Raw genomic sequence first — 12506 nt, forward strand, 5'->3', positions numbered from 1 at the left:
GAAAGTGTCAGTCGAGGTCGACGGGGCCGCCGAGGGTGATGACGTTGAGGGTGCCGGCGGTGTCGCGTGTGGCTTCGGCGTAGAGCCGCAGGTCGCCGGCCGACTCCTCGGGGACGAGGAACAGGTCGCCGTGGCCGCCGCCGAACATCGTGCCCGGCAATCCTCCGAGCACGACGCGTCCCAGGCACAGGTCGTCGGTGAACGCGGTCAATTGCAGCCCGTCGCCGTCGAACCGCACGACCGTGTTCATCGAGCACACGGCATCGGCGAGCGCCGCACGCGGCACGCGCAGCCACACGCCTTCGCCGGGCGCGACGCTCAGCGGCAGCTTCACGGAACGCACATCATCACACGCACTATCCGCCGCGGCGCGCAGTTCGGGCAGGCCTTGTGCGGCCATCGTCCAGCCGGTGATTTCACGGCCCGCGAGCAGCGTCATGCGCCCGGCGTTCTCGCCCCATGCGCGCCAAACGACGACAGTGAGTTCGTCGCCGTCGTGCACTTCGCCGAGCCACAGGGTCGGCTGCAGCGGGGTGATCGAACCGACCGTGCGACCGTTGAGTCGCACGTCGAGCCGAGCCTCGCCGCGGCGCACGTGTAGTGCGGCGACGGTCGCATCGCCCACGTGCAGCACGCGCGTGTAGGCGAGCTTGTGCGGCCAGACATCGGTGGTGCGTCCGCCGAGTCCGCCGCGCGGTTCCGGATCGGCGCCGAGCACGAGTCCGGCGTGCTGGAGACGCTGCTCCTCGGCCGGATCGTCGGGATCGTAGACGGTGAGCCAGCCGGAGCCGAGATCGATGGTCTGGTTGACGGCGAGCGCGCCGGTGATGCCGCGTTTGGCGGTCAGTCGCAGCGATGGCAGACGTGCGTCGTCGAAGTTGGAGTGACCCCAGATGCGCGCGGTGACGGACAGTTCGTGCGATGCGGCCGCGGTCGGATCGTAGCCGGATTCAACCACACTATCCGCGACGACGTCGCCCAGATGAGCGCGGAAACGATCAGGAACGAACGGCACATAGAGAGCCCCGCCGCCGTTGGCCTGCCACGGCGTGAAGATTTCGCGGCCACGATGATCGATGATGTCGGAATCGTGAATGTTAAGACCGTCGATGTCGGAATCGTGAATGCTGAGATCATCAGTGTCAGCACCGAGAAGATCACGGTTCCCGTACCGCACGCTGATCGTATCGGCCGCATCACGCAGCACGACACCGGTCACAGTGCCGTAATCCGCAGCGTCGAGCGCAGCCGAGTACCGCATGGCCCCGGCATACCGACCGACATCCTCCATTGGCAATGCACGACCGTCGTTCGCCGACGGATCGATCCTCGACCATGCCGGCTGCGTGTCGTCCGTCTCGACTTCGGTGACCGTCGTGACCGACGCACTGGTCGGCGCGTACTGTTTGACCGGTTGGGAGACGACGATCCGGTACGCGCGTGCACCGCCGCAGATGGTGAATGCGACCGATCCTTCGGTGCCGGAGACGAACAGCGCATCGTGTTCGATGTGCGTCTCCACGTCACCGCACTGACTGCTCACAGCGATCGCGGAATCCTCACCGGGCGCGAACGCCGCCCACACCTGCCCCGCATACATGGTCGGCGCCGACAGTTCGATCACGGTGCGTTCACATGCCGCGTCGTTCTGCACATCGTCTTCACTCGAACCGGCAACGTTCGTCGAATCTTCACCCAAATGATCATTCTGCACGGTATCGGTATGCAGACCGATCAGTTCTCCATTGGTCGCACACAACGTCAGCCGGTCATCCACCGGAAGATCACGGACGATCATCATGCCGGCACCGGTCGGCACCGTCACGTCCGGCAGCGACAGTTCACGATCGCGGGCCGCGACTGACACGGTCGGCACCGCCAGATCGTGCTTGGAAACATTGGTGAGCGTGAGCAGCTGGCCGCCGCCCGCCAGATCGAGGATGCCGGTGCCGAGTTCGGTGTTGACCGCGGCGACTGCTCGATTGGACGCATCGACGTCAGCAAGATGTCTCGACTCCGCTTCGCTCCGCTCGACATGACACTCACCTTGCCCGGCGTGGCAGGACCGGACGCCCGCCGCACGGAACGCGACCGACTGTGATTCGGCCGGTTCTGCGGCCGCCAGCCGCTCCCCCAGCGCCGCGATGATCGCGCTCAGCCGGCGCGCGTCGTCCGCGTCCTCGCGTTCCTGACCGGCCGGGTCGATCACGCCGCCGAAATCGTAGTCATGGGTCATATATGACTCAAGATGACCCCAATTGTTCACGGATGTGGAGAAATCGTAATCCCATCCCGACACCTGCAGGAACGGGCCGACGAACCGCGCACCCGCGCCGACCATGCGGCGCAGCGTGCGATGCCAACGGTTCGTTTCGGTCACGATCAGCGGCACGTCGTACCGGTCGGCGGCCGCACGGTAGTAGCGGATGTGCGCGTCCATGTCGACGCCGTTGTCGTCGGCGTACAGGTTGACGGCCGGGGTCACGCCGTCCGCACCGCCGAACGCGCGCTCGATGTCGCCCTGTCCGGCGCATGCGACGATCGGCACGTCGATGCCGGCCGCGCGCATCATGTCGGCGAGCGCGCCGATGTAGCCGCGCGGGTCACGGCAGGAGTAGAAGTCGAGTTCGTTGTCGGCCTGCACGGCGATGACCGGGCCGCCGTGGCCGTACTGCTGGCGGGCGATGATCGGCAGGATATGGCCGTACCATTCGCGTACGGCGTTAAGGAAGCGCAGGTTGTTCTGGCGCAGCGCGGTGCGTCCGCCGCCACGCTCCGGATCGGTGGCCACCCATGCGGGGATCGCGCCGCCGTCCCATTCGGAGCAGATGTAGGGGCCGGGTCGCACCATCGCGTAAAGACCGGCCGAGTGGGTCATGCGCAGGAATTCCTCGATGTCGTGGTTGCCGGCGAAGTTCCACACGCCGGGCGCGGTTTCGTGGAAGTTCCACGGGATGTACACGTCGATGGCGTGGTAGCCGAGTCGTTTGACGGCGTCGAGCCGCTGTTGCCACTGGCCGCGCGGCACGCGGAACGGGAACAGCGACGCGCACAGCAGCACGCGCGGCTTGCCGTCGATGACGATGCGGTTGTGATCGCAGGTGACTGAAGATGTGAATGCTGTCATGATGATCGCTTCGGTGTGAGGAATGGAATCGTGCTGCGCGCGATGCCGTCGAACAGCATCGGCCGCGGGCCGATTCCGATATGAAAGAGGCCCGTGCGGGGCGAAAGGAGAGAAAACCCGCACGGGCCGGAATGGAACAGAAGAGGAGACGGACGGGATTCTTCTTGACGCGTCGCCTGCGGCGCTGCAATTACGGACTCGCCTACGGCGAGACTTGTTTGCTGCCTTCGCTCGGCTACCGCCTCGCTCAGGCTGATCCTACGGACAGTCCACTGGACTGTCCGCTTAACGGCTCAGCCTTTAACCGCTCCGATCATGACGCCCTTGTTGAAGTACTTCTGCAGGAACGGGTAGAGAATCAGCAGCGGCAAAGTGGACACGATGATCACGCCGTACTTGATCTGGTCGGCGATCTGCTGCTGGGCGACGGCGCTCACGCCGGAACCGGTCGAGCCGGTGGCGGCGGTCTGCGCGCCGAGCAGGATCGACTGCAGCACGTTCTGCAACGGGTACTTCTCTTCCTTGTTCACGTAGATCAAGCCGGTGAAGTAGTCGTTCCAGTGGCCGACGAAGTAGTACAGCGCCAGCACGGCGATGATCGCGGAGGACAGCGGCAGGACGATCTTCATGAAGTAGCCGAAGTAGCCGATGCCGTCGATCTGCGCGGCGTTATGCAGATCCTCAGGAATCGAGGTGTCGAAGAACGAACGCGCGATGATCAGGTTCCACACGGAAACCGCGCCCGGCAGGATGAACACCCACATGGAGTTGAGCAAGCCGAGGTCCTTGTACAGCAGGTAGTTCGGGATCATGCCGCCCGCGAAGTACATGGTGAACGTGAACAGGAACATGATCACGCGGCGTCCCCACAGGTCCTTGCGGCTCAGGGCGAACGCGGCCGGGATGGTCACGATCAGGTTGACCGCGGTGCCGACCACGGAGTAGATGATCGTGTTCAGATAGCCCTGCCAGATACGGTCGTCGGCGAAGACTCGCTCGTAGCCCTTGAACGTGACGCCCTTCGGCAAAAGCGTCACCTCGCCGTCGCTGACCATCTGCGGGTTCGAGAACGATGCGATGACGATGAACCACAGCGGGTAGATGACCGCGACAATGACGGCCGCAATGATGACCCACATGATGATGTCGACGACCCAGTCGGATACGCCCTTGGTCTGCATCTTGTGCTTGTTCCACGGGATCTGTCCGCCGTCAAGCTTGGCAGGCATTGCTGTTGTTGCGCTCATAATGGTTTCCTCCCTGCCTTAGAAGATGCTCGTTTCGCTGACGCGCTTCGAGATGAAGTTCGCGGCGACGACGAAGATGAAGTTGACGATGGTGTTGAACAGGCCGATTGCGGTACCGTAGCTGAACTGGAAGCCGATGATGCCGATGCGGTAGGTGAAGGTCGAGATGACCTCGGAGACCGGCAGGTTCATGGCGTTCTGCATCAGCCAGACCTTTTCGAAGCCGACGGCAAGCACGGAGCCCATGTTCATGATGAGCAGGACGATGCAGGTCGGCATGATGGTCGGGATGTCGACGTACTTGATGAGCTGGAGTCGGCCGGCGCCGTCCATCTTGGCGGCCTCGTACAGCGAGGTGTCAACCGCGGAGAGGGCCGCGAGGTAGATGATGGCGTTCCATCCGCAGTGCTGCCAGACTTCGGTCAGCCAGTAGATCGGGGCGAATGCCTTGGTGGATTCCATAAGGATCTGGCCGTGGAACATCTTGCCGATCATGCCGGTGTTCGGGTCGAGGAAGATGTTGATGAGCGAGACCATGACGACCGTCGAGATGAAGTGCGGCATGTAGGTGATGGTCTGCACGAAGCCCTTGACGCCCTTGGAGCCGATCTGGTTGATGAGCAGGGCGAGGATGATCGGGGCGATGAAGCCGAGGATCAGCGTTCCGAGTGCGATCACGACGGTGTTGCGCATGATGTCCCAGAACTGCGGGGTTTCGAAGAACTGCTGGAAGTATTTGAGTCCGACGAACTTGCCGCCGGTCAAGCCGGCCGTCGGGTCGAAGTCGCGGAATGCGAGCTGCAGGCCGTACATCGGCACGTAGGCGAACAGGCCGACAAAGAACACTGCGGGCAGCAGCATGAGGTAGAGCACCCAGTTGCGCTGCATCTGGCGCTTGAATTTCGCGCCGAACGTGGCGTTGTTTTCCTGGACGGTTCCGGCGGGCTTCTTCGCCGCGACCGAGGCGGTCTTGCCGCCGGTCACCGGAGCCTCTTTCGTTGCGGATGACACATTTTCTCCTTTTTTGTGACCGAATCGTGCGCACCTATGTGTCGTTGTGCTGATTCGGTGAAGTCAAACAGACCGTAAGACATGGAAAGCGCGTTGCGAAACACAAGTCATCTCGGCTCCCCTTGCTGGGGGAGCTGTCAGTCGAAGACTGACTGAGGGGTAGTCCGACGTTTTGGAACGCCTGGCTTTGACGCTCCCCCAGTCAGCTTCGCTGACAGCCCCCCTCAGCTGAGGGGGCCGAGAATGCGAGAGACTCGCAACGCGCTGTATTGTTCAGTCGATCAGTATTGATCAGATTCGTTCAGTTCGAATCCGGATCAGTACTTCTGCTCCTGGTACTTGTCGTACCACTTCTGCCACAGCTCGATGTTCTGCGTCATGCCGAGCTTGTTGACCTTCTCGACGAACGCGTTCCACGAATCGTCGGTGATCTTGTCGGTGCCCTTCATCCACTTGGCGATCTGCGGGTTCGCGTAGTTGAGGATGTTGGTGTTGTTGTTGGAGATGGTCACCTGGTCGGTCTGATCGGGCTTGACCCAGATCGGCATCGCGTCGGAGTTCTTGTCGTAGTTGGCGTAGTCGGCCTCGTACGGCTTCTCGGCCTCGGCGATGGCGTCGGCGTTCACGTCGCCCTTGATGGTGACGTCCTTCGGGAACCAGCCGGCGAAGCACTGGCCGAAGCTGTACTGCACGGTGGTGTCGGCGTAGAGCTTGTCGGACAGGGTGTAGGTGTTGTTGCCGTCATCGGTGACCAGATCCGGGATGTCGCCGTAGTACTGCTGGATGGAGTACTTGGTGGAGTACAGCAGGTTGACGAGCTTCAGGACGGTGTCCATGTTCGGGGCGTCCTTCTTGATCGTCAGGTGGTAGTTCTCGTACTTGCCGTAGTCGCCGGAAGCATCCCAGACCACGTCCTTGTCGGACATGTCAGCGGTAGCCTTCGGGGTCGGCATGGAGACGTACTGGTCCTTCCAGGAGCCGAACGCGGCCTTCTGGTAGGTGAACGCGAGGCCGACGGTCGGGGCGGACTCGGTGCCCGGCAGCTCGTCGACGTCGTTGGTCAGCGCGTCGGACGGGATCAGGCCCTCGCCGAACAGCTTGGAGTACCATTCGATGACCTGGCGCAGGTTGTCGGAGGTCATCCAGGAACCGACCTTGCCGTCCTTGATGGTGATGCCGTTCTGCCACGGGCCGCCCTGGGCCTGCGTGACGGAACCGGTCGAGTTCAGGGCCAGCATCGGGGTCCACCAGCCGTAGCCGCCGGTGCCGATGGCGTTGAGGTTGAACGGGATCTCGTCGGCCTTGCCGTTGCCGTTCGGGTCCTGCGTCTTGAACGCGATGAGGACCTTCTCCAGCTCGTCCCAGGTCTTCGGCATCTGCAGGCCGAGCTTGTCGAGCCAGGTCTTGTTGATCATCCAGTGCTGGGAGTTGGCGCCCATCGGGAAGCCGGCGGAGATGACGGAGAACTTGCCGTCGAGGTCGGCGACCATACGGCGGGCCTCCGGGTTCTCCTTGAAGAACGCCTGCACGTTCGGCAGCTTGTCGAGGTGCTGGGAGATCTCCTCGAAGTACGGGTACTTCAGCGTGTCGTCCGGGCCGAAGGCGCGGATGGCGACCTGCGGGACCTCGCCGGAGGCCAGCATGCCGGCCTTCTGCTGCGCCCAGGCGTCCTGCTGGACGACGGTCCACTTGATGGTGCAGCCGCAGTCCTTCTCAAGATCCTTGATCCACGGGTTGGTGTCGACCTTCTTGCGGCCGGTGCCGTCGTACTGGACGAGGACGTTGATGATCGGATTGCCGTTGGCGTCGACTTCACCGGAGGCATCGGACTTGCCGCAGCCGGCGAGGGCCATCGACATCGCGCCGACCAGCGCGAACGCGGTGCATGCCTTCTTCATCGTTGAATTCATGGGAACCTACCTTTGGAACCTTCCTTTTTTGCTCCGTCAAAGCTGATACGCACGGCGACATCGCTCCTCGGCTTGGCGCGTCGCCGCGCCTCGCTTAGCCGTTCGGTGATCGACCTCCCAGTCGTTCACTGATACGTATCAGTTGATGACAAGAAACAATATAGCGCCCGTTCTTATTCGTGTCAAATTAACGATATCGGTAATTTGAAAATATCCGGTGATTGGTATAAGTTACCTAATCAGAACGGCTTATTCGTTTCAGTATTTTCAAGCCTTCATCAACGAGGAGTGGTTATGGTTACCATGCGCGACGTAGCGGCCAAGGTCGGCGTGTCGCAGGCGACAGTATCGTACGCCCTGCGCGGTGACCCCAGCATCTCCGAGAAAACCCGCCGCAAGGTCCTCGACGCGGCCCGCGAACTCAACTATTCGACCAACCTGTCGGCACGCAGCCTCAAATCAGGCCGCAGCGGCGCGATCGGACTCGTCCTGCAGGATCTCGGCAACCCGTACTCGGTGTGTGTGGCCGACTCGTTCTCCAAATACGCGCTCAAACACGACATGCAGATCGTCATCCAGCAGACGCTGTACAGCCAGGAAAACGAGACGTCGATCCTCGAACACGTCACGAGCGCGTTCTGCGACGCGGTCATCTTCAGCCCGACCATCATCTCCAGCTCGCGCATCAAACAGCAGCTCGCCGGCAAACCGGCCGTGCTGCTCTCCCCGTCCGACGCCGCCCCCGAACTCGACGCGATCGTCACGCCCTGCCAGGAAGGCGCGTTCACGGCTGCATCATACCTGCTGTCGACCGGCTGCCGGCGACTGCTGTTCCTCGGCAAATCGTTCGAACCGTATGAGGTGACCTCGGTCAGTCCGAACACCGGCGTGCAGCGCATGGCCGGATTCCAGCAGGCGCTGCTGCGCAACGGGCTGCCGCTGGAACCGGAACGGTTCGTCGACAGCAAGTGGAATTCGTACGACGGACGATGGGCGATCGAGAACGCGATCGAACGCGGGATCGAATTCGACGGGATCGTGTGCGCGAACGATGCGCTCGCGCTCGGCGCGCTGCGCGGCGTGCAGGACCACGGACTGCGTATCCCCGACGACGTGTCGGTGATCGGATTCGACGGCGTGGTCGAGGCGACGACCAGCAATCCGTCGCTGAGCACGATCGCGTTCGACTTCGACGACATGGCCAAGCAGGCGATCGACACGATCCTCGCGCAGCTCAACGACGACGATGCGGACGGCGACGGACAGACCGTCAGTCCGTCCGCGAGCGCGGCCGACAACGCGCGCGCCGGCGGTTCATCCGCCGCGTCGGCCGCCATGCCCAAGCGGCTCATCGCCAAATACCGCCTCGTCGTGCGCGAGTCCACACGGTAACTGCGTTTTTCGGCTTCCTCGTCGCCCCGATCAGAAGCGAGTGCACGTCCTACCTATCATTTCGACCGGAGGCGAAGCCGACCACCCCCTGTCATTTCGACCGGAGGCGAAGCCGGAGCGGAGAAATCTTCCCATCCCATCACGCAGGATTTCTCCGCTCGCTACGCTCGGTCGAAATGACAAAGTCATGATTCGCAACGACTCGCGGTAAGCACGCCCACTCACTACACTTGATACACAGCGCAATCCCAACGAAAGGAGCCCGGTCATGGTCACCATGCGCGACATCGCCGCCAAGGCCGGCGTCTCCCAGGCCACCGTCTCGTACGCGCTGCACGCAGACCCCAGCATCTCCCCCGCCACGCGCGACAAGGTCCTCAAGGTCGCCGAGGAACTCCACTACACGGTCAACATCTCGGCCCGCATGCTGCGATCCGGCAAGTCGAACGCCATCGCGCTCGTGTTGCAGGAGCTGCACAACCCGTACTCGATGCACATCTCCGACGCGATCTCGCAGTACGCGCTCTCGCGCGGCTACCAGACGCTCATCCAGCAGACCATGTACGCCACAGAAAACGAGGTATCCGTCCTGCGGCACATATCCAGCGAAATCTGCGACGGCGTGATCTTCAGCCCAACCAAGCTCAGTCTTGCCGAGGTGCGCACTCGGCTGGGCGGCAAGCCGACGGTCATGCTCAACCCGCTCGAGCAGCACGCCGGCTACGACATGATGAACGTCGCCTGCGAACAGGGCGCGTTCACGGCGACCTCGTATCTGCTGTCGCGCGGATGCAAGCGGCTGCTGTTCTCGTGCGCCAACTTCCGCGAATACGACGACATCAAGAACGCGTGGGATTCCGGCTGGCAGCGCGTGGCCGGGTTCCAGCGGGCGCTGTGGCGCAACGGGATCGAGCCGCAGCCGTGGAACTTCGTGCCCAACCATTCGTGGAGCCGCGAGGCGTCGCGCGATGCGATCGTCGATGTCGTGCGATCGGGGCTGGACTTCGACGGGGTCGTGTGCGTGAACGACGAGTCGGCGATCGGCGTGATGCGCGGGCTGCTCGACTGCGGCGTGCGCATTCCCGAGGACGTGTCGGTGACCGGGCTTGACGGCATCGAGGAGGGCGAGTTCTACACGCCCTCGCTCACCACCATCGCGATGGATTTCGACGATTTCGCCAAGCAGTGCGTCGACACGCTCATCGACCGCATCAACGGGGCCGACGACCCGCCGCGCGAGATGACCGCCGTCTCCCGCCTCGTCGTGCGCGAGTCCACGCGGTGATCATTGTGCGACTTATACGGCAACGGCCATAACCGAGCCCTCATCCGGGAACGGGGACTCAGTCACGGCCGTTGTAGACCAGCCGGGGCAGGCGTCTGCCAATCAGCGCGGATCAGGTTGCGCTGACCGGTCTCACGCGCGGTCGAGCAAGTCGAGCAAGTAGATGCGCGAGGCGAAGTCCGGACCGAGGTCGGTGTCGTCGATGCCGATGTGCATGAGCTCGCCGCCGGAACGCACCGCGTCGAACCGGCTGTCCGTGGAGACGACATGGTAACGCACCGTCTCGTCCAGACCGCGCAGCCGCAGCCGCGACTTTGGCTTGTTCGGCACGCCGAGGATCACGTAATCGCCGACGATCGCGTGCGCACGGTCCGCGGCCACGCTCATCCACGCCATGCGACGGTGGTCGTACGGGGCGACGAGCCGGTACAGGTCGCCGTTATGCAGTAGCGGCGCGTGCTCCTTGAAGAACGCGACCTGCCCGGCGATCTCGTCCAAGTCCTCAGCCGAAGTCGAGGTCAGGTCCATCTCGTAGCCGAACGTGCCGAACATGGCAACGTTCGCACGGGTCGACAGCGGTTCGTTGCGGCCGGTCTGGTGGTTCGGCGTGATCGAGACGTGCGCGCCCATCGTGGCGACCGGGAAGAAGAAGCTCGTGCCGTACTGGATCGACATGCGCTCGACCGCATCGGTGTCGTCGCTCGTCCACGCCTGCGGCGAATACGCGAGAATGCCGTAATCGAAACGGCTGCCGCCCGACGCGCAGCCCTCGATGATGAGATCGGGGAACGCGGAGAACAGGCGCTCGTACAGCGCGTACACGCCGAGGATGTAGCGGTGCATGAGCTCGCCCTGCCGCTCGGCGCCGCGCGTCGCGTCGAACGCCTCGGTGATGAAGCGGTTCATGTCCCACTTGATGTAGGCAACGTTTGCAGTCGACAGGATCGCGTGCATCTGCCCGTAGATGTTGTCGACCACGGCCGGGTTGGCGAAGTCGAGCACGTACTGGTGGCGGTACACGGACTGGCTGCGGCCGGGCGTGGCGATGACCCAGTCGGGGTGGGCGCGATACAGGTCGGAGTCCTTGTTGACCATTTCCGGCTCGAACCACAGGCCGAACTGCATGCCGAGATCGTTGATCTTGCGCGCGATGCCGGCGATGCCCTCGGGCAGGCGGTCGGGGTTGGCGGTCCAGTCGCCCAGGCCGGAGCGGTCGGAGGTGCGGGCGCCGAACCAGCCGTCGTCGAGCACAAACAGTTCGATGCCGGCCTGCTTGGCGAGCCGCGCGAGGTCGAGCAGCTTGGCTTCGGTGAAGTCGAAGTAGGTGGCCTCCCAGTTGTTGATGAGCACCGGGCGTTCGCGGCGCGCCCACGTCGGGCGCTGCAGGTGGTCGAGCACGATGCGGTGGAAGGTCTGGCTCAGCGCGTTCAGGCCGTGGGCGCTGTAGCCGAGCAGCGCCTCCGGGGTCTGGAACGATTCGCCGGGTTCGAGCCGCCATGCGAAGCCGAACGGGTTGATGCCCAGTTGCAGACGTGTGGCGCCGTAGGTGTCGACTTCGGCGTGTAGGTCGAAGTTGCCGGAGTAGACGAAGGTGAGGCCGAACGCCTCGCCCGCGTCCTCGTCGGTGGCGGGACGGGCGAACACGGCGGCCGGGCTGAAGTACGGGCCGGACGCGCCGCGCAGGGACTCGATCTGCTGGAGTCCGGCGTGCAGCGGCTGGCGGTGCGGTTCGCGTTCGCGCGCCCATGCGCCGGTGAACTCGATCATGTCGTAGTCGGCGTCCGGCAGGTCGAGGTTGAGGCTGGCCGCACGGGTGAGGGTCAGCGGTTCGGTGCCGTGGTTGGCGATGACGGCGGAACGGGCGATGACCGCCTCATCGCGGAAGATCGTGTAATTGAGCGTCACCGCAAGGCCGGTCGGCTCGTCGACGAGGCCGATGGACAATGTCTCGGCGGCTGGGGAATCCTCGACGACCTTGCCGTCACGCGCTTCGGGGAACGTGGCGGGCAGGCCGGGCAGGGCCGGCTTGCCGGAGGAGACCCGGTAGCCGGCGAAGCGCAGGTCGGTGATGCGCGAGCCGTTGGGCTGCGCCACTTCGATGGCCGGGTGACGGTAGTCGCCGTGGCCGAATTCCGGGTATTCGAAGCGCTGGTGTTCGGGGAAGCGCTGGCCGTCCTCGTCGCGTTCGGTGGCGGACTGTACGCGGAAATGATCGTCGATGAGGTAGCCGAAGTCGGTCGATTCCGCGGCGCCGCCCGCCGCTGGAGCCGCGGTGCCGGCCGTTGCCGCATCGAGTCCCGCATCGGGCACCGCCGCGCCGGTGTACAGGTTGACGAGCTTGCCGTCAACCACTTTGAGGATCGTGCTGACCTGTCCGTTGGTCAGATGAAACTGCTTGAGGTTATCGTTAACGATGATGGTCATGAGGATTCCCTCGATTGTGGTGGTGTGCTTTGTATGCCATTATGCCAGTCGAAGACGCGCGCACACGCCCGGATGCCCGAGCGCGCCCGCCTTCTCGAAACCGTGAGGCG

The 12506-nt window shown here is 63.5% G+C and carries 7 protein-coding genes; 2 read left to right on the top strand and 5 right to left on the bottom strand.

Annotation, left to right across the window (positions count from 1 at the left end):
• Positions 1 to 7: 7 nt before the first annotated feature.
• From JS541_RS01725 to JS541_RS01740, 4 genes are all read right to left on the bottom strand, one after another.
• Positions 8 to 3127, bottom strand: coding sequence for a beta-galactosidase (locus JS541_RS01725; RefSeq protein WP_214372604.1), 3120 nt, complete (start codon positions 3125 to 3127; stop codon positions 8 to 10).
• Positions 3128 to 3420: 293 nt separating this feature from the next.
• The gene (locus JS541_RS01730) at positions 3421 to 4374 is read right to left on the bottom strand and encodes a carbohydrate ABC transporter permease (RefSeq protein WP_214372606.1); all 954 of its coding nucleotides are present in this window, start codon (positions 4372 to 4374) and stop codon (positions 3421 to 3423) included.
• Between the two features lie 18 nt (positions 4375 to 4392).
• Positions 4393 to 5385 carry an ABC transporter permease subunit gene (locus JS541_RS01735; RefSeq protein ID WP_346428269.1) on the bottom strand — a complete coding sequence of 331 codons (993 nt, stop codon included), beginning with the start codon at positions 5383 to 5385 and terminating at the stop codon, positions 4393 to 4395.
• A gap of 317 nt (positions 5386 to 5702) precedes the next feature.
• A complete protein-coding gene (locus tag JS541_RS01740; RefSeq protein ID WP_214372608.1) occupies positions 5703 to 7295 on the bottom strand; it encodes an extracellular solute-binding protein in 1593 nt (530 codons plus the stop codon).
• A 294-nt stretch (positions 7296 to 7589) separates the two neighbouring features.
• On the opposite strand from JS541_RS01740, the gene JS541_RS01745 reads away from it, so the two are divergent.
• On the top strand, positions 7590 to 8687 hold the full coding sequence (locus JS541_RS01745) for a LacI family DNA-binding transcriptional regulator (RefSeq protein ID WP_214372610.1): 1098 nt from the start codon (positions 7590 to 7592) through the stop codon (positions 8685 to 8687).
• 268 nt (positions 8688 to 8955) lie between these two features.
• Complete coding sequence (locus JS541_RS01750) at positions 8956 to 9972, top strand: LacI family DNA-binding transcriptional regulator (protein WP_214372612.1); 1017 nt, start codon at positions 8956 to 8958, stop codon at positions 9970 to 9972.
• A gap of 132 nt (positions 9973 to 10104) precedes the next feature.
• On the opposite strand, the gene JS541_RS01755 is transcribed toward JS541_RS01750, so the two are convergent.
• Complete coding sequence (locus JS541_RS01755; RefSeq protein WP_214372614.1) at positions 10105 to 12396, bottom strand: alpha-galactosidase; 2292 nt, start codon at positions 12394 to 12396, stop codon at positions 10105 to 10107.
• Positions 12397 to 12506 lie beyond the last annotated feature (110 nt).

The sequence above is a fragment of the Bifidobacterium sp. SO1 genome (assembly GCF_018555335.1).
Taxonomy (GTDB): domain Bacteria; phylum Actinomycetota; class Actinomycetes; order Actinomycetales; family Bifidobacteriaceae; genus Bifidobacterium; species Bifidobacterium simiiventris.

What these genes read in the sequence shown, in the direction of transcription:
- JS541_RS01740 (WP_214372608.1), bottom strand. Translation starts at nt 7,295, where the DNA reads ATGAATTCAACGATGAAGAAGGCATGCACCGCGTTCGCGCTGGTCGGC.
- JS541_RS01730 (WP_214372606.1), bottom strand. Translation starts at nt 4,374, where the DNA reads ATGAGCGCAACAACAGCAATGCCTGCCAAGCTTGACGGCGGACAGATC.
- JS541_RS01755 (WP_214372614.1), bottom strand. Translation starts at nt 12,396, where the DNA reads ATGACCATCATCGTTAACGATAACCTCAAGCAGTTTCATCTGACCAAC.
- JS541_RS01725 (WP_214372604.1), bottom strand. Translation starts at nt 3,127, where the DNA reads ATGACAGCATTCACATCTTCAGTCACCTGCGATCACAACCGCATCGTC.
- JS541_RS01745 (WP_214372610.1), top strand. Translation starts at nt 7,590, where the DNA reads ATGGTTACCATGCGCGACGTAGCGGCCAAGGTCGGCGTGTCGCAGGCG.
- JS541_RS01750 (WP_214372612.1), top strand. Translation starts at nt 8,956, where the DNA reads ATGGTCACCATGCGCGACATCGCCGCCAAGGCCGGCGTCTCCCAGGCC.